Source organism: Thalassospira sp. MCCC 1A01148, from assembly GCF_001613795.1.
Lineage (GTDB): Bacteria > Pseudomonadota > Alphaproteobacteria > Rhodospirillales > Thalassospiraceae > Thalassospira.
Window position 1 is genome coordinate 23783 of record NZ_LPVZ01000001.1, and the last position, 24926, is coordinate 48708.

At 56.1% G+C, this 24926-nt stretch carries 24 protein-coding genes; 9 read left to right on the forward strand and 15 right to left on the reverse strand.

What is annotated here, in order from left to right:
• Positions 1–7 precede the first annotated feature (7 nt).
• Both AUQ43_RS00100 and AUQ43_RS00105 read right to left on the reverse strand, forming a co-directional pair.
• Positions 8–535, reverse strand: a complete 528-nt coding sequence (locus AUQ43_RS00100; protein WP_062953610.1) for a tripartite tricarboxylate transporter TctB family protein — start codon at positions 533–535, stop codon at positions 8–10.
• Between the two features lie 61 nt (positions 536–596).
• Positions 597–1586, reverse strand: coding sequence for a tripartite tricarboxylate transporter substrate binding protein (locus AUQ43_RS00105; RefSeq protein WP_062953704.1), 990 nt, complete (start codon positions 1584–1586; stop codon positions 597–599).
• Between the two features lie 189 nt (positions 1587–1775).
• On the opposite strand from AUQ43_RS00105, the gene AUQ43_RS00110 reads away from it, so the two are divergent.
• Complete coding sequence (locus AUQ43_RS00110; protein WP_062953611.1) at positions 1776–2681, forward strand: LysR family transcriptional regulator; 906 nt, start codon at positions 1776–1778, stop codon at positions 2679–2681.
• A gap of 79 nt (positions 2682–2760) precedes the next feature.
• Here the strand turns inward: AUQ43_RS00110 and AUQ43_RS00115 are convergent, their stop codons facing one another.
• Together AUQ43_RS00115 and AUQ43_RS00120 are read right to left on the reverse strand one after the other, a co-directional pair.
• The gene (locus AUQ43_RS00115; protein ID WP_062953612.1) at positions 2761–3393 is read right to left on the reverse strand and encodes a LysE family translocator; all 633 of its coding nucleotides are present in this window, start codon (positions 3391–3393) and stop codon (positions 2761–2763) included.
• 73 nt (positions 3394–3466) lie between these two features.
• Positions 3467–4183, reverse strand: a complete 717-nt coding sequence (locus tag AUQ43_RS00120) for a M48 family metallopeptidase (protein ID WP_062953613.1) — start codon at positions 4181–4183, stop codon at positions 3467–3469.
• Positions 4184–4472: 289 nt separating this feature from the next.
• Between AUQ43_RS00120 and AUQ43_RS00125 the strand changes: the two genes are divergently transcribed.
• Complete coding sequence (locus AUQ43_RS00125) at positions 4473–5693, forward strand: argininosuccinate synthase (protein ID WP_062953614.1); 1221 nt, start codon at positions 4473–4475, stop codon at positions 5691–5693.
• A 109-nt stretch (positions 5694–5802) separates the two neighbouring features.
• A complete protein-coding gene (gene truA, locus AUQ43_RS00130) occupies positions 5803–6549 on the forward strand; it encodes a tRNA pseudouridine(38-40) synthase TruA (RefSeq protein WP_062953615.1) in 747 nt (248 codons plus the stop codon).
• Positions 6550–6601: 52 nt separating this feature from the next.
• Here truA and AUQ43_RS00135 read toward each other — a convergent pair whose 3' ends face one another.
• Positions 6602–7045, reverse strand: a complete 444-nt coding sequence (locus tag AUQ43_RS00135; RefSeq protein ID WP_062953616.1) for a MarR family winged helix-turn-helix transcriptional regulator — start codon at positions 7043–7045, stop codon at positions 6602–6604.
• Between the two features lie 198 nt (positions 7046–7243).
• Between AUQ43_RS00135 and AUQ43_RS00140 the strand changes: the two genes are divergently transcribed.
• Positions 7244–7696: a hypothetical protein gene (locus AUQ43_RS00140; RefSeq protein ID WP_232310534.1), complete on the forward strand. Its 453-nt coding sequence runs from the start codon at positions 7244–7246 to the stop codon at positions 7694–7696.
• 53 nt (positions 7697–7749) lie between these two features.
• Here the strand turns inward: AUQ43_RS00140 and AUQ43_RS00145 are convergent, their stop codons facing one another.
• The 5 genes from AUQ43_RS00145 to AUQ43_RS00165 form a co-directional block, all read right to left on the reverse strand.
• Complete coding sequence (locus tag AUQ43_RS00145; protein ID WP_062953617.1) at positions 7750–8502, reverse strand: hypothetical protein; 753 nt, start codon at positions 8500–8502, stop codon at positions 7750–7752.
• A 101-nt stretch (positions 8503–8603) separates the two neighbouring features.
• Positions 8604–9329, reverse strand: coding sequence for an LrgB family protein (locus AUQ43_RS00150; RefSeq protein ID WP_062953618.1), 726 nt, complete (start codon positions 9327–9329; stop codon positions 8604–8606).
• The gene (locus tag AUQ43_RS00155; RefSeq protein ID WP_062953619.1) at positions 9326–9694 is read right to left on the reverse strand and encodes a CidA/LrgA family protein; all 369 of its coding nucleotides are present in this window, start codon (positions 9692–9694) and stop codon (positions 9326–9328) included. Before AUQ43_RS00155 ends, AUQ43_RS00150 begins: the two co-directional genes overlap by 4 nt.
• A gap of 215 nt (positions 9695–9909) precedes the next feature.
• Positions 9910–10245 carry an arsenate reductase (glutaredoxin) gene (arsC, locus tag AUQ43_RS00160; protein WP_062953620.1) on the reverse strand — a complete coding sequence of 112 codons (336 nt, stop codon included), beginning with the start codon at positions 10243–10245 and terminating at the stop codon, positions 9910–9912.
• 66 nt (positions 10246–10311) lie between these two features.
• On the reverse strand, positions 10312–11019 hold the full coding sequence (locus AUQ43_RS00165; RefSeq protein ID WP_062953621.1) for a regulatory protein RecX: 708 nt from the start codon (positions 11017–11019) through the stop codon (positions 10312–10314).
• A gap of 94 nt (positions 11020–11113) precedes the next feature.
• On the opposite strand from AUQ43_RS00165, the gene AUQ43_RS00170 reads away from it, so the two are divergent.
• The 5 genes from AUQ43_RS00170 (at position 11114) to AUQ43_RS00190 (ending at position 16126) form a co-directional block, all read left to right on the forward strand.
• Positions 11114–11923, forward strand: coding sequence for an ABC transporter permease (locus tag AUQ43_RS00170; RefSeq protein ID WP_062953622.1), 810 nt, complete (start codon positions 11114–11116; stop codon positions 11921–11923).
• A gap of 243 nt (positions 11924–12166) precedes the next feature.
• Positions 12167–13324, forward strand: a complete 1158-nt coding sequence (locus AUQ43_RS00175) for an aspartate aminotransferase family protein (RefSeq protein WP_062953623.1) — start codon at positions 12167–12169, stop codon at positions 13322–13324.
• 22 nt (positions 13325–13346) lie between these two features.
• Positions 13347–14264 carry an ornithine carbamoyltransferase gene (gene argF, locus AUQ43_RS00180; RefSeq protein WP_062953706.1) on the forward strand — a complete coding sequence of 306 codons (918 nt, stop codon included), beginning with the start codon at positions 13347–13349 and terminating at the stop codon, positions 14262–14264.
• 137 nt (positions 14265–14401) lie between these two features.
• Positions 14402–15373 (forward strand): Hsp33 family molecular chaperone HslO, encoded by a 972-nt coding sequence (locus tag AUQ43_RS00185; RefSeq protein WP_062953624.1) that lies wholly within the window; start codon positions 14402–14404, stop codon positions 15371–15373.
• 126 nt (positions 15374–15499) lie between these two features.
• On the forward strand, positions 15500–16126 hold the full coding sequence (locus AUQ43_RS00190; protein ID WP_232310535.1) for a hypothetical protein: 627 nt from the start codon (positions 15500–15502) through the stop codon (positions 16124–16126).
• Positions 16127–16205: 79 nt separating this feature from the next.
• On the opposite strand, the gene AUQ43_RS00195 is transcribed toward AUQ43_RS00190, so the two are convergent.
• From AUQ43_RS00195 to acs, 5 genes are all read right to left on the reverse strand, one after another.
• Positions 16206–17060, reverse strand: a complete 855-nt coding sequence (locus AUQ43_RS00195; RefSeq protein ID WP_062953625.1) for a universal stress protein — start codon at positions 17058–17060, stop codon at positions 16206–16208.
• A gap of 24 nt (positions 17061–17084) precedes the next feature.
• Positions 17085–18575: a SulP family inorganic anion transporter gene (locus AUQ43_RS00200; RefSeq protein WP_062953626.1), complete on the reverse strand. Its 1491-nt coding sequence runs from the start codon at positions 18573–18575 to the stop codon at positions 17085–17087.
• 309 nt (positions 18576–18884) lie between these two features.
• Positions 18885–21050: a methyl-accepting chemotaxis protein gene (locus AUQ43_RS00205; RefSeq protein WP_147250440.1), complete on the reverse strand. Its 2166-nt coding sequence runs from the start codon at positions 21048–21050 to the stop codon at positions 18885–18887.
• A 183-nt stretch (positions 21051–21233) separates the two neighbouring features.
• Positions 21234–22316 carry a tartrate dehydrogenase gene (locus AUQ43_RS00210; RefSeq protein ID WP_062953708.1) on the reverse strand — a complete coding sequence of 361 codons (1083 nt, stop codon included), beginning with the start codon at positions 22314–22316 and terminating at the stop codon, positions 21234–21236.
• Between the two features lie 212 nt (positions 22317–22528).
• The gene (gene acs / locus AUQ43_RS00215; protein WP_062953628.1) at positions 22529–24472 is read right to left on the reverse strand and encodes an acetate--CoA ligase; all 1944 of its coding nucleotides are present in this window, start codon (positions 24470–24472) and stop codon (positions 22529–22531) included.
• Positions 24473–24926: the final 454 nt, after the last annotated feature.

Sequence of the window (24926 nt, forward strand, 5' to 3'; positions counted from 1 at the left end):
CTCTCGGTTAAAGTGTTACGAGGTCAGAAAGGCTGAAAGACAACAGCTTGCCTTCGGGGAAGGGCGTGTGCGTGACCTTGGTAAACAGCAGATACAGCAAGACCGGGAAGATGATCGAAAGGCCGATCATCCAGAATTTGCGTTCGAAATTGCCCGTCATGATGAACAGCACGCCAAGCAACAACACCGTTGCCGGAACAAAACCGATCAGGGGCATGCCATAGACAAAGGCGGCAAACACGATCAAGACGCCAACAAAGCGCTGAATGTGGGTCTTGTTGCCAAGTACGCGACTGCCAAGACCTTCAACCTGATTGCGGCTGGCTTCGCGCATTTTGGGAAAGGCAAGAACAAGGGCAAGAACCCCCATCACCAGCCCGATCACCGCGACCACGCGCGGCCACATGTCAGGTGGCGGGGCAAAGCCCGGAATGAAAGACGGAACCTTCACATAGATCGGAATCAGAACGAACAGGATGACGGCAAAGAACACCGTGGCCACCAGTCCGGCATAGAAATCGCGATTTTGGTTCATGGTTCCGTCTCGCATCAAAAGTCTGAATTAAACGACGTTGGTAGGGTCGGGACCCTATCGCTTACTGGATGTAGCCAAACTTCTTGGCCATGCCGTTATAGAGCTCGTACTGGCTCTTGACGAAGGCGGCCGGGTCCTGATCACCAATGATCGAGGTCGAGCCACGCTTGGCGGCAAGGTCAAGCCACTGTTCGTCGGTTGCAACCTGACCCAGGATCTCGGTCCATTTCGCAACGACGTTTTCCGGAAGACCCTTCGGAGCATACAAACCGCTCCAGCCGCCAACCTGACCAGCCTGTGCATAGCCGAGTTCCTTGGCGGTCGGGACGTCCGGCAGTGCGGCCATGCGCTTGGGCGAATAAACCATCAGCGGACGCATTTTACCGGCTTCGATGTGGGGCATCAGTGAACCGGCAGCAATGGCCAGGAAGTCAACGTGACCGCCAAGAAGGGCAGCAGCCAAAGCAGAGCCGCCTTTGTATGGCACGAGGGTGGAAGCGGTCAGCGGGTCAAGACCAACGTCAGACAGCAATGCCTGAACCGTAAAGCCGTCAATCGCGGTGGGGCCGGATGCGGCATAGGTGGTTGCACCGTTGCTGTCTTTGATTTTGGCAATCAGCTCGTCGATGTTCTGGATGTCGGAATTGGCGTTAACAGCCAAAATCATCGGGGTTGCTTCAAGCATGCCAAGGAAGGTGTAGGCATCCCAGCCAACCGGGCTGTCGGTGTAAACAGCCGGATAAAGCGCCATGCCGACACGCGACAGAAGAAGGGTATAGCCATCCGGGTCCGCTTCGGAAACAAAGCGCGCGCCATTCATGCCGCCATTGCCGGTTTTGTTGACAACAACGACCGGCTGCCCGCCGGTATACTTGTTTGCGGTCTCTGCCAGCGCACGGGCGGCCAGGTCAGATGCACCGCCAGCGCCATACGGCGCGACCAGCGTCACGGCCTTCTCGGGATAGGCATCGGCCTGGGCTGTGGAAATCATGGTTGTCGTTGCAAGGATGGCAGCAGCAATGCCGGCTGCTTTTTTGAGCTGTCGAAACATTTTCATGTCTCCCTGGATGGTGGTGGCAGGATTGCCGGAGCTCAGACGGGTTTTCACTCTGTCTTTTGTTTTTGTGCCTTCCTGCATAACCAAAGCATAACTGGTGACGCAAAAAATTAATTCCAGTATAACTAAAATACATACTGAAAGACCCGGTGCGGATGAAAGCCGAATGTCGGAGAGAGTGATTTGAACCTGCGCGAACTTGAAAGTTTCAATGCCTTTATGACCCACGGTTCTGTAACGCGTGCGGCTCAGGCGATGAACATTTCCCAGCCGATGGTCAGCCGGTTGCTGAACAATTTTGAAAAATCGGTCGGGTTTGAACTGTTTACCCGCAAACGCAATCAGCTGACCGCCACCAGCGAGGCCCAGCAGTTCCATGCAACCGTGCTGCGATCTCTGAATGCCTTTCGCGAGGTTGAAACCCAGGCGCGTGCGATTGCCAATGATCAGCTCGGCGCAATCCGAATCGCCGCCCAGCCGATCTATGTCGATACTTATCTGCTTGATGTCATTGCAAAGTTCAAGCAGAACCACCCGAACGTTTCGATCAGTATTACTGATACGGGACTCGAAGGGATGCTTGATATGATTGCCACCCGGCAATGCGATCTGGGCATCGGGATTACCCTTGATCTGCAGGACCCCGATGTTGTGATCACCCCGCTTGCGCAATCACGGGCGGTGTGCCTGATGCCGGTTGATCACCGACTGGCAAAGTTTGAAACCATCGATATCGATTTGCTGCGCGGCGAGGATTTTGTCGAGCTGTCCATCGGCTCACCCTTGCGCACCAAGATCGACTATATCTTCCAGATTGCCGGCTGGCCGCGCAAAATCGCGGTCGAGGCCCGCACGATCCGGACAATCTCGCGCCTTGTTGAACGCAATGTCGGCATTGCTGTCAGCGACCCGTTCGCTGCCCTTCTGGCCGATACCGACAAGGTGGTCGCGCGGACTTTGACGCCCTCCATCGAATGGGATGTCGCGCTGTTTACCTCGTCACGTGAACTGAGCGCGGTGGAAAAAAGCTTTCTGGCATTCCTGCGGGCCGAATTGCCAAATCTGCGGGCGAGTGGCTGTATAGTATGAGGATTTGATGTGTCGGGTTTTCGCGGATGGTCTGTGAAACAGTGATTATTCAGAAATTTTGAATAATGCCCCGGATTATTCAATTTCCCTTATCGATTGCCAGCTTGGCGGCAAGCCCCAAAAAGATACATCCGGTCGCGATCTGAAAGGCGCGGGCAATCTTCGCAGATCGTGACAGAAGCTGGCCGATTTTCCCGGCAAAACTGCCCACCAGACAATTGATAATCGTCCCACCGATATTCAAAATCAGCCCGAAAATCAGGAACTGCAACAACACCGACCCGCGCGACGCATCGACAAACTGCGGAATAAACGCCAGCACAAAGACAATGATCTTGGGGTTCAGCAGGTTCACCACAATCCCGTCCCGCCATGCGGCAAACGCGCCGGAACGCTTGGTTTGTGCGGGTTTCAGGCGCTGATCTGTACTTCGAAACGCGCCAATCGCCAGCCACACCAGATAAGCAATCCCAGCCCAGCGCAACACATCAAGTGCCACCGGATGGGCCGCAACGAGTGCCGCCAGACCCAGTCCCGCAAGCATGGTGTGGATCAGCGCCCCCGTGGCAATCCCGAAACTTGCCGCATTGCCCGCCGCGGGTCCCGATTTGATGCCCTGACCCAGACAAAACAGCATGTCATTGCCCGGCGTCATGTTCAGCGCCAGCGCGGTGGGGATGAAAATCGCAAGGGTTTCAACAGGGATCAGCATATCGGGGCGTCTTTCCGAACGGAATATGGGGGATGCTTGTATTGCAGTTGGGGTCGGGTGGCGGCGCGCAATGTCAGGTTCCTGCGCCATAGCGATGCAGGGCTGGCCCGTTTTTCTTCAGCCAGTGTTGCTGCTTTTTTGACGGGCCATACAAATCATCAACCACGGCCCAGAACCGGGCAGAGTGATTAAGCTCCTGCAAATGCGCGACTTCGTGGGCGACGACGTAATCCAGCACATCCTCGGGGGCCAGCACCAGCCGCCAGCTGAATGACAGGTTGCCCGATGACGAACAACTGCCCCAGCGTGTCCGGGTGTCCTTTAGCGAGATGCGATTGACCTTTTTACTGATCTGTTCGGCATAGGCGTGCGCACGCGGGGCGATTTCAAGTTTGGCCTGTTTTTTCAGAAAATCGGTTACCCGGCGGTTGGTATGCTCGGGCTGGCCCGATACCCAGATGACGCCAGCTTCGACCCAGACTCCGCGCTTTGCATCGGGGACGGCGCGAATGGCGTGATCGTGGCCCAAAAACGGAATCCACGCGCCCGGCGCAAATTGCACCCGTTCGGGCAGGCGTTGCATGTGGGCGGTGACCCAGTCGCCGTGCTGATGGAGCATCGAAATCGCCATCTTGCGCGACACACCTTTGGGCACGACGATTTCAATGCCGTCAAATGTCGGATCGATGCGCAGCTTGAGTCGCGTCGCGCGCGCACTGGGGCGCAAACGGACCGGCAGCGGGCCGATTTTGGGCAGATCAATCTCGGTTTCTTCGGTATTCTTGAGCATTCGGTGCGGATTTTTCCAAAAGCGGGGCAAAAAGTGCGATCTTTTTGTGCCTTTTTGGAGCCAAGCCCATCTTGGGTCTTGCCCCTTAGTAGTGTTTTCCTATACTCCGCGCTCAAGGTCTAGGGCTCTTTATATAAAATCTGCGGGCTTTATATAAAGAGCCGACGGAGCCGCCTTCGGGGCGATCCGGGGCCTGACGCAATCAATGGATTGCGTCTGTGGCAGGGGCAGAAACCAACCATATTTTGGCTGTCCCTGAAGTGTAGTGAAAAAGAAAGGCGTCACTCCCATGAGCGATCAGGTCAAAAAGGTCGTCCTTGCCTATTCAGGCGGTCTGGATACCTCCATCATCCTGAAATGGCTTCGCGAACAGTATAACTGCGAAGTCGTGACCTTCACCGCCGACCTCGGCCAGGGCGAAGAGCTTGAGCCGGCCCGCAAAAAGGCAGAGATGTTCGGCGTCAAACAGATCTTTATCGAAGATCTGCGTGAAGAATTTGTCCGCGACTATGTCTTCCCGATGTTCCGCGCCAATGCACTTTATGAAGGTGTTTACCTGCTCGGTACCTCGATCGCGCGTCCGCTGATCGCCAAGCGCCAGATCGAGATTGCCAAGGAAGTCGGCGCCGATGCGGTATCCCATGGTGCCACCGGCAAAGGTAACGATCAGGTCCGTTTCGAGCTCGGCTATTATGGCCTGAAGCCGGATGTGAAGGTTATCGCACCGTGGCGTGAATGGGATCTGAATTCGCGTACAGCACTTCTGGACTTTGCCCAGAAGCACCAGATTCCGATTTCGGCCGACAAGGCCGGTGGCGATGAGCCGCCCTATTCGACCGATGCCAACCTTCTGCACATTTCCTATGAAGGCAAGGCGCTGGAAGACCCGTGGGTCAAGCCGGACGAAAACATGTTTGTCCGCACCGTTTCCCCGCAGAACGCACCTGATGCGATCACCACCATCGAAATCGAATTCGAAAAGGGTGACCCGGTTGCGATCAACGGCGAACGCATGAGCCCGGCTACCTTGCTGACCAAGCTCAATGAGCTGGCAGGCAAGAACGGTATCGGTCGTCTGGATCTGGTTGAAAACCGCTATGTCGGCATGAAATCGCGCGGTGTTTACGAAACCCCGGGCGGCACCATCCTTTTGACCGCGCACCGCGCAATGGAAAGCATCACGCTTGATCGTAATGCCGGTCACCTGAAGGACGAGCTGATGCCGCGTTATGCGGAGATGATCTATAACGGTTACTGGTGGTCGCCGGAACGTCAGGCCCTGCAGCGCCTGATCGACGATACCCAGCGTTCGGTCAACGGCACCGTGCGCCTTGATCTTTACAAAGGCAATGTCACGGTTACCGGCCGTAAGTCGCCGAACTCGATCTATTCGGAAGAACACGTCACGTTCGAAGCCGACACGGTCTATGACCAGCATGATGCAGAAGGCTTTATCAAGCTGAACGCACTGCGTCTGCGCCTTGGCTACGGCAATGACGACCTGAAATAATCGCACAGACTTTGTGTGACGGAGAACGAGGGGCGATTTCGCCCCTCGTTTTCGTTTCCAAGCCCGGCTATAACCGGGCGCATAACTTGTTCAGACAACTATATCGGTCATGCAGCGCTATAAATGCACCGTCGAATATGATGGCCGCCCCTATCACGGCTGGCAGTACCAGGACGAAGTGATTTCGGTTCAGAAGGTCTTTGAGGCCGCAATCGAAAAATTCGTCGGGACATTTGTGCGCGTCTATGTGTCGGGCCGGACCGATGCCGGGGTGCATGCGCTGGGGCAGGTGGTGCATTTCGACCTGCCGAAATATTACCCGGCGGACGCGGTGATGAATGCGATCAACCATCACCTGAAACCTGATCCGGTGGCGATCAAGCTGTGCGAGGAAGTCACTGAGGACTTCCATGCGCGCTTTTCATCAAAGAAGCGCTACTACATGTATCGCATCATCAACCGTCGCGCCCCGCTGACGTTTGAGGCCGGGCTTGCGTGGGGGATTTATAAGCCGCTTGATGTTGATGCCATGAATGAAGCGGCCCAGCACCTGATTGGCACGTTTGATTTCACAAGTTTCCGGGCCAGTGAATGTCAGGCCAAAAGTCCGATCAAGACGCTGGAAAAACTGGAAGTCACGCGCGGTATCGAAAACCCGCTTGAAATCCGGGTCCATACCGAAAGCCGGTCCTTCCTGCATCATCAGGTGCGCAACATGGTTGGCACACTGGTACTGGTCGGAAAGGGTAACTGGAAGCCGATTGACGTTAAATATGCGCTTGAGGCCTGCGACCGTGCCGCTGCTGGCCCGACGGCACCGGCCGACGGGCTTTATTTCGTCAAGGTCGATTACTGATCCCTAGAGCAATTTCCGTTTCGATCTAAACGGAAATTGCTCTAAGCGCCGATTATTCCGCGTCCTCGGCCTTGGTAAGGGCGGTGGCAACCTTGCCCAGCGCATCAAGAAACACCCGCTGTTCCAGACTGTTTAAGCCCGAAAGTGCGGTTTCGTTGACCTGATTGACGATGGTCTGAATGTCTGCGGCGTTTTTCCGCGCCTGATCGCTGAGCCGGATATGGGTAACGCGGCGATCATCAGAGTCCTTTTCGCGGGTGATCAGCCCGTCACGTTCCATCCGGTTCAAGGTCGCGGCCATGGTGGGCTGTTCGATGCTGGCATCGCGGGCCAACTGCTTTTGCGTGCGCGCACTGCCATCGGCAAGGGCGAAAAATACCGGCAGATAGCCGCTGCTTAGTCCAAGCGGCTTGAGTTTCTGATCAATGGCGCGCGCAAACAGGCGGGCGGCCCAGTTGGTCATGTATCCAGCGGATTGGCGGCGATCAAGGGGCATGGCAACTTCTCGACGATATAAATACATAGCTTGCTATATAATACATAGCGTGCTATTTAATTTGTGTACTGTACGCAATGACCCAACGGTTCGCGAGTGTTTTGTTCAGGCAACCGGTCGCGTTTTCCCGGTCACGTATGGTGACGAAATCGTGTGTGGCGCCACATCGTATCAACCTGTCTGAAAAGTGAGATTACGATGTCCACATTCAATCGTTTATTGCTGCGCCGCCTGCATCGTGTTGCGGGCATGGCAGCCCTTGGTTTTATTGCCAGCTTCTGGCTGGCGACGGTTATTGTTGAACTGCGCGGAAACATCGGCGAAATCACGCTGGTGAAGACGGCCATTGCGTGGGGATTGATCGGATTGATCCCTGTACTAATCGCAACGGGTGGGTCGGGTTTTGCCCTGTCGGGCGGGACGCCAAGCGGGATTCTCAAGACCAAGCTTCGCCGGATGCAGGTGATTGCGGCCAATGGCGTACTGGTGCTCGCACCTTCGGCGATTACGCTGGCCATACTTGCGCAACAGGGTCGGTTTGACGGCCTTTTTGTCGGCGTTCAGATTCTTGAGCTGCTGGCAGGTCTGATCAATATCTGGCTGATCGGATTAAACATCCGGGATGGACTGGCTTTGGCGAGATCGACGTAAAAAGGGGTGGGACATGTCCCACCCCTTTTGCCTGAATTCAGCACCAGTTTGCGTTACGAGTAGCCAAAGAACTCGAACAGTTCGGACTCATCGGGCAACTGTACCTTCCCGATGTCGGGGAATTCCTGACGCCAGATTTCCTTGGTGTAGTAATTGCGGTAATAGGCCGAATCCTTGCCCGCTTCCTTGGTCGATTTGGTCAGTTCCTGAAAGTTCTCGGTCGGGTTGGTCAGGTGCGGGCGAAGGCGCTCGAAAACGCCCTTTTGGTCGCTGACGAAATCTTCGAACTTGATGATTGTGTATCCGATTCCCTGCGCTTCAAGCTTGCCCATCAGATCACGATAGGATTTGAGCTTCTCGACATAGAGATCAAGCGGTTTGAACGTTTTGCTTTTCAAGTTATCGCGGATCACAGTTTCCCAGTTCATCTCCGAAAACGCGATCAGGTTGTCCGGCTTGGGCGTGAGGATATGATAGGGCTTTTGAAACAGGCCAATCAGCCATGACAGGGGATGGCGGGTGGTGAAGACAAAGTGGACATCATCGGTGATGGTGCTTGTGTCAAAATAGGTCGCAGCGTGTTTCCACTGTTGAAGGATCGGGCGGCCTTTGAAGGTCGCATCAATCAGCTGTTCGGATCCCTTTTTTGAAATGCCAAGCTGCATCATCATTGCAAGATTCTTGCGTGCGTCCGGGGAAATTTCGGCCAGAACGCTTGGATAGACGATAGAGCCGGAATTGCCGCGAATGACCGAAATCAGGGCGTTCGTACCGGTATTACGTTCGCCAAACACCTTGATATTCATGTCCGTTCCTTTGCGTGATGGGCTTTCTTGTTATGGCCCGTGCCCCTGTTCGTGTTGTTAGCATTCCGGTTTTATGGAAGCATTTCAAGAGGCATGGTCGCCTAGCCGAATATCCAGTGCCACAGGAACGGAATGGTCAATGCCGTGGCCAGGGTGTTGAGCCCCATGGCAAGGCCGGAAAAGGCCCCGGCGGTTTCATTGACCTGAAAGGCACGTGCGGTGCCGATGCCATGCGATGCCACCCCCATGGCAAAGCCGCGTGCCCGCCAGTCCTTGAGACGCGCCATATTCATCACCATCGGGCCAAGTGTGGCGCCGACAATGCCTGTGGCGATTACGCAAACCGCGGTCAGGGCCGGAACCCCGCCGATATTTTCGGCAATGCCCATCGCAACCGGTGTCGTGACCGATTTCGGGGCAAGGGAGGCCAGCGTTTCCGGGCTTGCGCCCAATGCCCAGGCCAGAATGACCGTGCTGGCACTGGCAACCAGGGATCCGAACAAAACGCCAAAGGCGATGACGGGCAGCGCGCGTTTAAGCGTTTCGGTCTGGCGAAACAGGGGTACGGCAAGGGCCACGGTCGCCGGACCCAACAGGAAGTGGACGAACTGCGCACCTTCGAAATAGGTGGCATAGGGGGTGCCGGTGGCTTTCAGCAACAGGGCAATCAGGGCAATCGCGATCACCACCGGATTGCAGATCGGGTTGCGATCACTTTTCTGATAGAGCCAGAAACCGATGGCATAGGCGACAAGCGTGATGGTCAGCCCTGTGAGCGGTTTGGCGGACAGGTAAACCCAAAGCTGGGTGATATCGGTCTCGTTCATTGCCCGTCCTCCAGACTTTCGCCCGGTTTGGCCTTGGGCAGCAGTTTCGACATCAAAAGCGCGGTCAGCACCATGGCGAGCAGGGTGGAGATGATCAGGGCTGCCGCAATCGGCAGCCAGTCACCTTTAAGGCGATCAATCTGGGTGACAACCCCGACACCGGCCGGAACGAACAGCAATGAGAAATGAATCAAAAGATTGTCGGCCGCATCTGTCAGCACCTTGGGCGGCTTGCGTTTGATCAGAAGACCAACAAACAGCAACACCAGACCAATGACCGGTCCGGGCACCGGCAGATCAAAAAGTTCCGAGACCACCTCGCCAAAGAGCTGGCAAACGAGGATCAGAGCAAAAGCAGCAATCACGGGCGACCTCCCCACGGGTACATGCATGTTTTTCTGCGCAAGACATAATACGTCCGGGGGTGTTCTACTTTTATTAATTACGCAAAACGCCCGTGCCGAGTGGGCACAGGCGTTTGAGATCGTTTGTTTTTGCGCTGTTTGGATGCCCGCCTACGCGGGCATGACGAAAATTGTTCCGTCGTTCCCGCGAAGGCGGGAACCTGTTGATAACGGCGTTACAGAATTTCCAGAACATTTTCCGGCGGACGGCCAAGAACGGCCTTGTCACCATTGACCACAATCGGGCGTTCAAGGGCGCGCGGGTGGGCACACAGGGCTTCGATCAACTCGTCGCCGCGCAGATCGGCAATGCCTTCTTCTTTGGCTTCTTTTTTGCGCAGGATGTCTTCGGGCTTCATGCCGAGCATATCAAGGATGCCTGAAAGTTCCTGTGGGGTGGGCGGGGTGTCGAGATAGGCGATCACATCGGGCGTGATGCCCTGTTCTTCGATCAGGGCCAGGGTCTGGCGCGATTTCGAGCAGCGCGGATTGTGGTAGATGCGGACCATCATGGGTGGGCTCTCCGTATCAGCGGGTGTCTGGGTGTTGTTTAGTGATACCCGGCTTTGGCGGGCTGATCAAATGCCGTCGATCATCGACAGCAGGTCTTCAAGTTCCTCGATCTCGCTATTGATGATGCGGGTGGCGGTGTCATAGCCAAAACCCTGTCGGGCAAGGGCGGCCATATCCTTGTCGCGTTTTTCTTCTCGGATGTCGGGGCGGCGCCACGGGCCAAGACGTCGGCGACGGGCATAGGCGGCGGCGGCGGCGATGTTCGGGTCCGTGCCGCGTACTTCTTCATAGGCGGCGTCATCGGCCTCGGCCTTGAGTTCGGCCAGGGCCGCATCGACCTGATCACTGGCAATGCCGCGCGATGACAGATCGGCGGCAATCACGCGGAGCGCCTTGCCCCGGCGCAGCAAGGAACGTGCGCGTCCCTTGGCATAGGCATCGTCATTGATGAATCCCGCCTTTTCGCAAGCCGAAAGCACCGAATTCATCCACGCGACGGCTTCGTCCGGGTCGGTGCCGTGTTCTGCGACCGACAGGCGAATTTTCCCGCGCATCAGCGTTTCAAGCCGGGCACGCGACGCAGCAAAGCGTTCGAGATACCAGGTGGCATAATTCATCAGATAGTCACGGGTGACCTTGCGCGGGCGTTTGGGCTCATATGACCGGGTTTTCGACTTTTTGTCTGATCGGCTTGAAAAACGCGCATTTCCGGCGGGCTTTTTTTCCGGCTCTGAGTCGCTGGTTTCCGGGCTTTGACGATGTTTGTCTCGCATGGCTGCCACTATGAATGAATTCACACCCTTGCAAGTGTGCCCCCACTCTCCCTATTTTACGCGCAATTGTCTGCATTTTTCCGAAGGAAATTCCATGAACGAGTCAGAGCAACCTGCTCTTGCCCCGCGTCATATGGGGGCTGTGAACTGGCTTGGACTTTGGACCCTTTATGCCAAAGAAGTCCGTCGGTTTTTGAATGTCTATTTGCAAACGGTTGCAGCACCAGTTGTGACCAGTCTGCTGTTTCTTGCTGTTTTCCTGCTGGCCCTTGGGCGTGCTGTTGAAACGGTGAACGGCATCGCGTTTGCCACCTTCCTCGCCCCGGGTCTGATCATGATGACCATGGTGCAGAATGCCTTTGCCAATACTTCCAGCTCGATCACGATTGCAAAGGTTCAGGGCAACATCGTTGATATCCTGATGCCGCCACTGTCGCCTGGTGAAATGGTTGCCGGTTTTGCCTTTGGTGCGGTGACGCGCGGGGTGGTTGTCGGCGTTGTGACGGCGATCTTCATGTCATTCTTTGTCGATGTCGCGATTCACAACATCTGGGCGATCTTGTATTTCGGTTTTTCGGCATCGCTGATGCTGTCGCTTTTGGGGATTGCCGGTGGCGTCTGGGCGGAGAAGTTTGACCATATCGCGGTTGTGACCAACTTTGTTGTCACACCGTTGTCGTTCCTGTCGGGCACGTTCTACAGCGCAGAAAGCCTGCCCGAAGCCGGTCAGGTGCTGGTGCATTTCAATCCGTTCTTCTACATGATTGACGGGTTCCGCTATGGCTTTACCGGGATTTCGGATGGCACGATCATGACCGGTGTTGTTGTGCTGGCGGCGGTAAATGCCGCCCTTTGGATGCTGTGCTATCGCATGATCAAAAGCGGCTACAAGCTCAAGGCCTAGGGCGCACAATTCGGCTTTTGGGCCAGCTAAATGACAAAACGGGCGGCATCGGTTTTATGGTGCCGCCCGTTTTGCTTTTCGCAGTTGCGATCAGAGAGACAAACTAAGGGGTTTTGCGGCGTTGACAGGGGGATGGAATCTCTTGATACTCCCCGGCTTCCCGGTATTCCGCTGGAACCTGACCAGATAGTCAGGAATGTGATTTTACCCGAATTGAGGAATAAGAAAGTGATTACTCCCGTCATGCCGACTTACGCGCGGGCCGATCTGGCCTTTGAGAAAGGTGAAGGACCTTATCTCTATGCGCAGGGCGGCCGACGATTCCTTGATTTCGGGACGGGTATTGCCGTCAATACGCTGGGGCACTCGCACCCGCATCTGGTTAAAAAACTGACCGAGCAGGTCGAAAAGCTTTGGCATACCTCGAACCTTTATCGGATTCCGGGGCAGGAAAAACTGGCCGAGCGGCTGGTGGCCAACAGCTTTGCCGATACGGTGTTTTTCTGTAACTCCGGGGCAGAGGCCAACGAGGCGGGCATCAAGATGCTCAGGCGCTATCAGCATGTGGCGGGCAATCCCGACAAGAACCGGATTTTGGTTGCGACCAATGCGTTCCATGGCAGAACCCTTGGCACGCTGACGGCGGGCTATAGCGACAAATATCGCGAAGGTTTCGGGCCGATGCCCGATGGCTTTGACCGGGTGGCGTTTGGCAACCTGAACGAGCTGCGCAATGCGATCACGCCCAATACCGGTGGTATCCTGATTGAGCCGATCCAGGGGGAAGGTGGTATTTGCCGCCCGCCGGAAGGCTATCTTGAAGGTGTGCGCAAGGCGGCGGACGAGTTTGGCATGCTGGTCATGTTTGACGAAGTTCAGACCGGTATCGGCCGGACGGGCAAGCTGTTTGCCTATGAATGGTCGGACATGGTGCCGGATATCATTTCCTCGGCCAAGGGGCTGGGCGGTGGTTTCCCGGTTGGGGCATTGCTTGCCAATGAAAAGGCGGCAAGTGCGATCCCGGCGGGTATGCATGGCACGACCTTTGGCGGTAACCCGCTTGCCATGGCGGCCGCCAATGCGGTGCTTGATGAAGTGCTCAAACCCGGTTTCATGGATCACGTTCTGGAAATGAGCCGTCTGATTGTTGATGGCCTTGAGGTGATTGAACGCAAGCATCCGGGCTTTATTGAAGAAGTGCGTGGCATGGGGCTGTTGCTGGGGATGAAAACCAAGCCGGCCAATGTTGATGTTGTTGCCAAACTGCGCGAGCTGAACCTTTTGACAGTACCCGCAGGGGACAATGTGGTGCGTATTTTGCCGCCGCTAAACATCACCAAAACCCATGTTGACGAAGCACTGGTTGCCATTGATGCAGCCGCGGCAGCCCTTGGCAGATAAGGGCGGGGAAGGAAATAAGACTATGACTGATATTCGCCATTTTCTTGATCTCGACAAAATGTCGGCAAGCGAGCTTAAAGATATTCTGGCCCTTGGCGACTCCGAGAAGGCCGGGAATGCACCGTTTGGGGTAAAACCGCTGGCGGGCAAGACGCTGGCTTTGATTTTTGAAAAACCTTCGACCCGTACGCGCGTGTCGTTCGAGGTTGGCATGCGCCAGCTTGGCGGCGATGTTGTCGTGCTTGATGCCGACAGCAGCCAGCTTGGCCGTGGGGAAACCATTGCCGATACCGCACGCGTTCTGTCGCGCTTTGTTGATGCGATCATGATCCGGACCACTGATGAGTCCAAGCTTCTGGAAATGGCAAAATATGCCACGGTGCCGGTGATCAACGGTCTGACCGATCAAAGCCACCCGTGCCAGATCATGGCCGATCTGATGACCATCAAGGAACATAAAGGCACGCTTGAGGGCCTTAAGTTCGCATGGCTTGGCGATGGCAATAACGTATCGGCATCCTTCATTCATGCCTCGCCGAAATTCGGCTTTGCGCTGGATATGGCCTGCCCGGCAGGCTATCGCCCCAATCAGGGCCTGATTGAAAGTGCCAATGCCGAAGGCGGCAAAGTGCGCCTGACCGATATGGACAGCGCGCTTGAAGGGGCCGATGTGGTCGTGACCGATTGCTGGGTCTCGATGGGGGATGAAGATTATGATGCCCGCATGGCGGCACTTGCCCCCTATCAGGTTAACGAGACCACCATGGCACAGGCCAAGGATGATGCGATCTTCATGCATTGCCTGCCGGCACATCGCAACGAGGAAGTCACCGATGCGGTGATCGACGGACCGCAGTCTGTTGTGTTTGACGAGGCGGAAAACCGCCTGCATGCACAAAAAGGGGTTCTGCTATACTGCCTGAACGGCTTGCCTTCCTGAGGATGTTGATTAAATAAGCATCAGAATTTCGGGGCGGACAGCGATGTTCGCCCCTTTGCTTTGGCGAGACATGGCTGGACAATGCGGTTCGGCCGTTGTTATACGCCCCGGAACACGTAAAAACGCGGAACCCGAAAATGCAGATCGCTGTCGATTTTTGCCAGCCCTTCACGCTGGATCATTCCAATATCCGTGGCCGCTTCACGCGCCTTGGCCCGACGGTGCAGACCATCATCGGCCAGCACAACTATCCGCCGCTTGCCAACCATCTGTTGGGCGAGATCATCGGCCTTGCCGTATTGCTGTCTTCCTCGCTGAAATATGAAGGGCTTTTTACCCTTCAGACCAGCTCGGACGGGCCGATCAGCATGCTGGTGGTTGATGTCGACAGTGCGGGCAATGTACGCGCCTGCCTGCGGGTGGATGAAGATCGCCTGAAAGCGATGATTGCCGAGGAAGAAGGCGGCGAAGAGGCGCTGCGCGGGCAGGTTCTGAAACTGATGGGGCGCGGGCATATTGCCTTTACGGTTGATCAGGGTGACGAGCATGACCGCTATCAGGGGATTGTCTCGCTTGAGGGTGAGACCCTGGCGCAATGTGCAGAGGCCTATTTCCGCCAGTCCGAACAGCTTGAAACGTCGTTCAAACTCGAAGTTCATCGCGGCGAGACCGCGGATGACTGGTGGGTCGGTGGGCTGTTCCTGCAAAAAATGCCGGTCAGCGCATCGGGCGATGCGAGCACCCCCGAAGAGGCTGAAAAGGTATCTGAAGACTGGAACCGGTCGACCATCCTGATGGCCAGTGCGACGGAAAACGAGCTGGTTGATATCTCGCTTTCGGCCCATGACCTGATCTGGCGCCTGTTCCATGACGAGGAACCGCGCGTCTTTGATCAGACCCAGCTTCAGTTCAAGTGCCGCTGTTCGCGCGAAAAGATCGAAGGTGCGCTTGTGACCTATCCGCTTGATGAGCTTTTGTCGATGCGCGAGGACGATACCGGCGAGGTCGGCGTATCGTGCCAGTTCTGCAATACGCGCTATGGCTTTAACGAGGCTGATCTGCGCGCACTGAAGGCGGACGCGCCGGACGCGGCATCACCGAAAATCTGATAAAGGCGTCAGCGGCTGTGATGCGCTGCTGTTCGTCACAGCCTTGCCTTAATCCTAAAGCAACGTCACCATGACAGGATCATCGTCCTGACGCGCCATGGTGGCGTTGTTTTTTTATGTGCGCGAATGAACGAACAAGCAAAGGAGATCGAAGACATGACGGTTTTGTCCATCAAGGGCCTGCGCGCCGTTGTTGCCGGGGCTGCACTTGCGCTGATGGCGGCTTGCACAAGTGGTCCGGTCGCGACCTATCCCGATGTGACATGGCGCCATCTTGATCCGATTGTCTTTGCTGCCGGTCCGATTGAAAAGGTCGCTGCATGGTCGAACACCGAGGATGGATCAATCCAGTCCTCCTTGCCGTTCAATCCGGGCCGTATGGCAATGAACTGGCCCGATGACCGCATCCAGACCGCAGGCACCAGTGACATGCTGCGTTATAGCGTGACCGAGGCATCAGTAACCTCGAATGCGCTTAAAACCACCAAGGGCATCAAGGGCGTGTTCACCGATGATCAGTCCGACAAGATTGACCTCAAGATCGCAGCCAAGCTTGAACTGCTTGCCGCCAACGGCACGCCCAAGGGTGAAGTCAGCGCGATGGCGGCCCGTTCGCGCACACTGTCTGAATCAATGTCGGTGTCAGAACGCGAACAGGCGATTTACGATGAGACAACCGCCCTTTTGATGGATCTGGACCGCGAGCTGGAACGCCAGATCAACAACAATATGGGGCGTTTCCTGTTGCAGTAGTCACTTACGGATATTCTTCGGACAAAAGAAAAGCCCGGCAGGAATTCTGCCGGGCTTTTTGATTTTGTGCAGGATGATATTAACGGAACATCATCACCGGGACATGGCAGGACCGGACCATTTCGGTGGTGGTGCTGCCGATGATCAGGTTGCGGATGCGCGAATGGCCATAGGCGCCCATGACCAGAAGGTCGATATTTTCCGCTTCGATCTTGTCCTTGATCACGTCTTCGGGCTCGCCCGATGCAAATCCGGCATCGACCGTGTAGCCCGCATTGCGCAGGATGCCTGCGGCTTCATCAAGCTTTGCCTGCAGCGTGTCGTTTGGCTTGCCAACCGAAAGCAACGTGCAGTGCAGGCCGGTAAACAGCTTGCCCGATGCAATGTGGCGGACAGCCTTCATCGCGCTTTCACCGCCATCAAAGGCAATCAGGAACTTGTTGATCGGCTTGAATGCGCGTGACGCGACAAGCACCGGTTTCTTGGCCGAACGCACAACCCGTTCCAGGTTCGAACCCAGATGCAATTTGGCAAAATCGGCGGCCTCGCCGCGTTTGCCGACCAGAATCAGATCGGCATCACCTTCGAACTCGGCGATGGTTTCGATGAGATCACCATGGCGCAGTTTGGTGGTAACCGTTTCAACACCCTGTTCGCTCAGCCCGGTCTTGGCTTCTTCAAGCAGCAGGCGACCGCGCTTGAGTTCGAGCTTGTTTTTCTGCTCGTCGAGATCCGCCAGCTCCTTGAGCAGTGCTGAACGGGCACCGAGTTTGAGGCTGCCACTCAGGTCGGCCGGTTCGGAATCGGTATTGCGCCGGCCCAGCACATGCATCAGTTCGACCGATGCGTCGGTGCGTTCTGCCACCCAGCGGGTCAGGTCGCATACACTTTGCGAATAGCCTGATCCATCGATCAGTGCGATCAGATGTGTCATGGATCGTTTCCTTTCCCAGTTTCCCTAGTGGCCCATCAGGCGTTCAAGCGCGCCGGGCTTGTCGTGGATGGCCAGTTTATCGACGATTGTCTCGCTGGCTTCATTGAGACCGATCAATTCGACCTCGGCCCCTTCACGGCGGAATTTGAGCACGACCATATCAAGGGCTGCAACACTTGAAATGTCCCAGATATGCGCGTGGCTGACATCAATCGTGACCTTGTCGAGCGCTTCGCGGAAATCAAATGCCTTGGTGAAGTCTTCGACCGAGGCAAAGAAGATCTGGCCGCGCACTTCATAGGTGCGGTGCGTGCTGTCATCCGACAGTGTGCTGGTAACACGGAAAATCTGCGCGATCTTCCAGGCAAAGAAGATACCCGAAAGCAACACACCGACCAGAACACCGATTGCAAGGTTGTGCGACCCCACCACCGTGATCACGGTGGCCAGCATTACGATCGACGAGCTGCGCGGATGGGTCTTGAGGTCCTTGATCGAGGACCAGCTGAATGTCCCGATCGACACCATGATCATGATCGCGACAAGGGCGGCCATCGGAATGATTGCCACCAGATCGCCCAGAACCACAATCAGGATCAGAAGGAAGATACCGGCAAGGAAGGTCGAAAGGCGGCAACGGCCACCCGATTTGACGTTGATCACCGACTGGCCGATCATCGCACAACCCGCCATACCGCCGATAAAGCCGGTAAAGAAGTTGGCGATCCCCTGACCATAGCATTCGCGCGTGCGGTTCGATGAGGTGTCGGTCAGATCATCAACGATCTGCGCCGTCATCAGACTTTCCAGAAGACCCACAGCCGCGACCGCCGCCGAATAGGGCAGGATGATCAGGAAGGTATCAAGGTTCAGCGGCACATCCGGGAAATAGATCGCCGGGAAGGCATCGGGCAGCGCGCCCATATCGCCCACAGTGCGCAGATCGGCATCGATAAAGAACGACAGGCCGGTCAGAACGACAATGCAAATCAGCGGCGAGGGGATGACCTTGGTGATGAGCGGGAACAGATAGATGATGGCAAGGCCACCTGCGACCATCACATAGGTCATGTAGCTGACATTGGTCAGTTCAGGCAGCTGGGCCATGAAGATCAGGATGGCGAGCGCATTGACAAAGCCGGTCATCACCGACTTGGAAACAAAGCGCATCAACGATCCCAGACGAAGTGCACCGGCCAGCATCTGAAGGACGCCCGCCAGAACGGTCGCGGCCAGCAGATAATCCAGCCCGTGTTCGCGCACAAGCGATCCCATCAGAACGGCGGTGGCGGCGGTGGCTGCCGAAATCATGCCCGGACGGCCGCCAAAGATGGCGGTGATCACGGCAATCGAGAAGGAGGCATAAAGCCCGACCTTCGGGTCAACACCGGCAATGATGGAAAAGGCAATGGCCTCCGGGATCAGGGCCAGCGCAACGACAAGGCCCGAAAGCACATCGGCGCGGATGTTGCCAAGCCATTCAGCCCGCAAACGCGGCAGAAAATCGCTATTCACAGAAAGTCTCCGTCTCGGTCAAGCCCGACTTTGTACCCGAATTTGCAATGGGTTATCCCCCGGGCTGGAATGTCATCAGGCGGTCTTCATGATCCGTCAGCCGGAAATTCAGCGACAGGTCTCCCCAAGACCATCCTGTTCGTTGCTGCATCGCAGCAGGCTGTACCTATACCAATTTAAAGAATGGCACAACCGTGACACGGATTTGTCAGGGCATTTTGGTAAGGCCGGACGGATAAAAAAACTGCCGGGCGCTGAAGTCCCGGCAGGCGCAGTTTGGCGGAGGCCACAAAACTTTTGCGGATGTTGCTAGCCGGTGGCGCGCTCGTCGATCTGGATCGCTGAGAGGAACTGGTCAATCTCGCTGCGAAGATTTGCCGCCTGAACGGAAAGCTCATGTGCCGCAGAGGTCACGTCGTCGGTTGCGTTTTCACTTTTACAGGCAGCATTTTGAACGCCATTGATGCTGTCGAGCACTTCGCGTGTGCCCTGTGCGGTGTCGCGGGCACGAAGTGCGATATTGCTGGTGGCTTCACCCTGCTTGGTAACGGCCTGGGCCACAGTGTTCGAGATCGAGTTGATTTCATCAATGACCTCGGAAATGTCGCGCATGGCGGTGACGGATTCCTGCGTTGCTTCCTGAATGGCGAGGATCTGTTCGCTGATTTCGCCGGTTGCACGGCTGGTTTGCGCAGCAAGGTTTTTGACTTCGTTGGCGACCACGGCAAAGCCTTTGCCCGCTTCGCCCGCGCGGGCAGCCTCAATCGTTGCGTTGAGGGCGAGAAGGTTGGTCTGGGATGCGATGTCACTGATCAGCGTGATGACTTCGCCGATTTTAACCGTACTTTCCGAAAGACTTTGCACCAGACGGTTGCTGTGTTCGGTTCGGGTGACGGCACCTTGGGCAATCGTGCTTGAGGTGCGAACATGATCGCCGATTTCCGCGACCGAGGTGGAGAGCTGGGTGGCGGCACTGGCAACCGAATTGATGTTATCCGCAGCACGTTCGACAATGGTGACCACACCACCGGCAAGCTGGGTGGTATCAGACACCGCACCGGACATGACATTGGCGGTGTTGCCCATCGATTCCGAGGCATGGCAAAGCGCCTGCACGACATTGTCAGCACGGGTGCGGAAGGTGTCGACCGCGTTGGCAACGGCGGTGGCGCGCGCCAGTTTTTCGCGGTTCTCCTCTTCGCGCTGACGGGTCAGGCGATCATTTTCCAGAAGGCTTTCTTTGAAATTGGCCAAGGCCTGCATGATGCGTGCGATTGCATTATTTCCCCGGGTTGGTGGAATTTCGGCATCAAGTTTTCCGGCGGCGAGCTTTTCCATCATGCACACCGCATGGGTTAACGGGCGGGTGATGCCCCGGCCCAATGACCAGCCGATAATGGTGGCGACGGCGGCAACGATGACAAGGATCAGCAAAGAAGCATTGCGCATATTGATTGTTGGGGCGAAGACTTCATCGGCGGAAACCGTTGCAAGAAGTGCCAGCCGGGAATCGATAATTTCCAGCGGGGTATAGGCCGAGACCACCATGGCGCCATCGAAATCATTCACCGTCATGGTGCCGGTTTGGCCGCCAAGGGCAAGGTCGACAGGGACGGCATTGATTTCACGAAGAAGGCTGGTCGGTTCGGCCATCAGGCGGGTGTCATTGCGCATCAAGCCGTCTGCGCCGACAAGATAGGTGTCACCGGTTTCACCAAGACCCTGTGCTGCCTGCAAGGTGCTGTTGATGCGGTCAACCGGGATCCGCACCGCCATGACACCAATCAGGTTTGACCCGGCTTCATCGTAAACCGGTGCTGCCATGAAGGCGGAAGGCTTGCCGTCTGCAAGGGTGTAGCGGGTAAAATCGATGAAACTGACGGTACCAGGTTTTGCATCGCGGGCGGCAGCAAAGACCTGCCCCAGACCGGACGTGGCATAGGCATCCTTTGACAGATCGACAGAAAAGTCGTCCGTCTTCGAAACACTGTAAAGCACGCTTCCTTGTGTTCCGATCAGATAGATATCGCCATAGGAGCGTTCACGGCGCAGCTGACGGAGCCATGGGTGATATTGTTTGTGGATGTCGGAATAGGTTGAGCCGTCCGGCGCCTGATCAAGCATGTCGCGCTCTGCTGCGTCATGCGGGTTCTGATCAATATAGAGATTGTGCAATGTTGCCATCGCGCTGCTGCCAAGGTCGGACCAGGCAAAATCGAAAATGGTGATGGATTGGCGAAGTGCTGGACTGGAGGCCTGCAGGATCAGGTCCTGTTCGATGGATCGGAAATAACCATCCAGCTCGCTTTGTCGCGCACTGACCACGGCAGAAAGTTTCTCGGTGGCGCCCATATTCAGGGCATCGCGCGCAATCAGATAGCTGGAAAGGGCGGTGGCCGCTGCCGCGAGAATGGCCAGAATGGCGATTGTCGTCGGGATGACGCGACGCAAAGACATAGAGGCAAGGAACGACACCAGACCCTCCTGACCGATTTCTGGAATGAGTGTTCAAATACTCAGTAAAGCAAAAATCCGATCCGGCGAATTCACATGCTTGTGTCCGGGGTGTGAGCGTGGGCGTGGTGCAAAACGAGAAAAGCCTGATCCCCGGTTGGCAGGGATCAGGCCATGTTTTCAAACCGTTCGGCTGTTTTCGCCTCAGGCGTTGTCGCGCAGGGCCTTGGCGATAGCCTCGCCACAGGTGACGGTGTTGGCCTTGCCACCAAGATCGGCGGTACGCAGGTTTTCATCCAAAAGCACGGTTTCGATTGCCTTCATGATCGCGTCATGGGCGTCGGTGTGACCAAGGTGATCAAGCATCATCGCGCCGGACCAGATCTGACCAATCGGGTTTGCGATACCCTTGCCGGCAATATCCGGGGCCGAACCATGGACCGGTTCGAACAGGGACGGGAATTTGCGTTCCGGGTTGATGTTGCCCGATGGCGCGATGCCGATTGTGCCCGTGCAGGCCGGGCCAAGGTCAGACAGGATATCGCCAAACAGGTTCGATGCCACCACCACGTCAAAGCGGTCCGGGTTCATCACAAACTGGGCGGTCAGAATATCGATATGGTATTTGTCCCAGGTGACGTCGGGATAGTTTTTCGCCATTTCGATCACGCGTTCATCCCAGTAGGGCATGGTGATCGAAATGCCGTTCGATTTGGTGGCCGAGGTTACGTGTTTGCGCGGGCGTTTCTGGGCCAGTTCGAAGGCATATTTAAGGATGCGATCAATGCCGGTGCGCGACATGACGGTTTCCTGAATGACGATTTCACGGTCCGTGCCGGGATACATCTTGCCCCCGACCGAGGAATATTCGCCTTCGGTGTTTTCGCGCACGACATAGAAATCAATATCGCCCGGTTTGCGGCCCGCGAGCGGAGAGGGCACGCCGGGCATCAGTTTGGCCGGGCGCAAATTGACATACTGGTCAAAGTCGCGGCGGAACATGATCAGCGAGCCCCACAGCGAAATGTGGTCCGGTACCGTATCGGGCCAGCCGACCGCGCCAAAGAAGATCGCATCGTGGGGTTCGATCTGTTCGCGCCAGTCATCGGGCATCATTTTGCCGTGCTTTTGGTAGTAGTCGCACGATCCGAATTCGAATTCATTAAACACCAGATCGAGGTCAAAGATTTCGGCCGCGGCCTTAAGCACGCGGATGCCTTCGGGCATGACTTCGGTTCCGATGCCGTCGCCGGCGATGACTGCGATTTTGTGGGTGGGGCGTGTCACGGTGCTGTTCTCCGCTGATGTGTGTTTTTGGTGGTTTTCAGTTTGGGGATTATTGCGTTGATCGGCCGTCACGTCGAGCCCTTGAAGCGATCCGGATTACAGTTCTGGTTACAGTTCTGATTACTGTCCGGATACAAGAAAGGCCCCCGCCATTGGCAGGGGCCTTTCCGTGTAAGGGTATCTGGCGACGATGGGTCGCCAGAGTTCAGCTCTTAACGATTCTGGCGGTTATCGATCAGGTCATCGACAACGCCCGGATCAGCAAGGGTCGAGGTATCACCAAGCTGGTCATATTCGTTCGCCGCAATCTTGCGCAGGATACGGCGCATGATTTTGCCCGAACGGGTTTTCGGCAGACCCGGTGACCACTGGATGTAGTCGGGGCTTGCGATCGGGCCGATTTCCTTGCGGACCCATTTGACCAGTTCGGCGCGCAGTTCGTCGGTCGGTTCCTCGCCAGCATTCAGGGTGACATAGGCATAGATGCCCTGACCCTTGATGTCGTGCGGGACGCCGACCACGGCGGCCTCTGCCACCTTGGAATGGGCGACCAGTGCGCTTTCAACTTCGGCGGTGCCCATACGGTGACCCGATACGTTGATCACGTCATCAACACGGCCGGTGATCCAGTAATAGCCATCATCATCACGACGTGCGCCGTCACCGGTGGTGTAGACGTTGTTGAAGGTGCTGAAATAGGTCTGGATGAAGCGTTCATGGTCACCATAGACCGTCCGCATCTGACCCGGCCAGCTGTCCTTGATGACAAGGTTGCCATCGGTTGCGCCGGTCAGTTCCTTGCCTTCGTTATCCAGAAGGGCTGGCTGAACGCCAAAGAACGGCAGGGTTGCCGAACCCGGTTTCAGGTCGGTCGCGCCCGGCAGCGGCGTAATCAGGATGCCGCCGGTTTCGGTCTGCCACCAGGTATCGACAATCGGGCAATTCTTTTTGCCGACATGTTCGTAATACCATTCCCAGGCTTCGGGGTTGATCGGCTCACCGACCGAACCAAGGATACGCAGGCTCGACAGATCGGCCTTGTTCACAAAGCTTTCGCCTTCGCGCATCAGGGCACGGATTGCCGTCGGTGCGGTGTAGAAGATGTTGACCTTGTGCTTTTCGCAAACCTGCCAGAAGCGCGATGCGTCCGGATAGCTCGGAACACCTTCAAACATCAGGGTCGTCGCACCATTGGCCAGCGGGCCATAAACGATATAGCTGTGACCGGTGACCCAGCCGACATCGGCCGTGCACCAGTAGATATCGCCTTCATGATAGTCGAAGACATATTCATGGGTCATGGAGGCATAGACGAGGTAACCGCCCGAGGTGTGCAGAACACCCTTCGGCTTGCCGGTCGAGCCCGAGGTATAAAGGACAAACAGCGGGTCTTCGGCGTTGACTTCGGTCGGCGGGCAGTCGGTAGAGGCTGCTTCGCAAACTTCGTGATACCAGACGTCGCGGGCATCGTTCCAGGCAACGTCCTTGCCGGTATGCTTGACGACGACCATTTTCTCGACCGATTTGACGCCCGGATGTGACAGGGCTTCGTCAGCATTGCGTTTCAGCGGGATGGAGCGGCCACCACGCAAACCTTCGTCAGAGGTGATAACGACTTTCGCACCGCAATCCTCGACACGGCCAGCCAGTGCTTCGGGCGAGAAACCGCCAAAGACGATGGAATGGATTGCGCCGATACGCGCACATGCCAGCATGGCAACGGCGGCCTCGGGGATCATCGGCAGATAGATAACAACGCGATCACCCTTGGCAACGCCCATCGTTTTCAGCGCATTGGCGAAACGGCACGTGCGCTCATAAAGGTCGCGATAGGTGATGTGTTCGGAAACGTTGGGGTCGTCGCCTTCGAAAATGATGGCGGTTTGATCGCCGCGTTTTTCAAGGTGACGGTCAAGGCAGTTGGCCGCAACGTTGAGCGTGCCGTCCTCATACCACTTGATATAGAGGTCTTTGGCATCGTAGCTGACGTTTTTGACGGTGCTATAGGGTTTGATCCAGTCAATGCGTTTGCCGTGTTCGCCCCAGAAGCCTTCCGGATCCTCGACCGACTGTTTGTACATGGCGTCGTATTTCGCCTTGTCGATCAGGGCGTTCTTTTTGATGTCGCCAGGTACGGGATAAACGTTCGCAGACATATGTGGCCTCTTGTTCGTTTCCTGTGGTCTCTAGGTCGGCACCGGGGTCCTGGGATGACTTTCCGAAGGTCTCGAAAAAGGCATCAGTCCGATGCAGTATTTCGGTGCGGTTCAGAAACTGCTTTGCCACCATGCCCGGTCCGGTGTGTGATCGGTCCCGGTAAAGGGCCCGGTAAAGGAAACGGGCACGGCAAAGTTAGTCCTGTCGCTTGCGCCCTATGCTAGTGCGCAGAAGGTATTGAGGGAATACAACTTAAGACGGGGGCGGCATGGTCCGGTTTGGTCCCCATGACGGGTCAAGTGACCCGGTTGCAGAACGTGAAACCGAACATCGCCGTCTTTCTGGGGGTGTTCGGTCGCTGGTTTTGGATCGTATTCCCTTATGGTATTGAAATATATCTGGAATTTTAATCTTCGCCAGTGAAGCCGATTACATTTTTTCCGTGCCCGGATA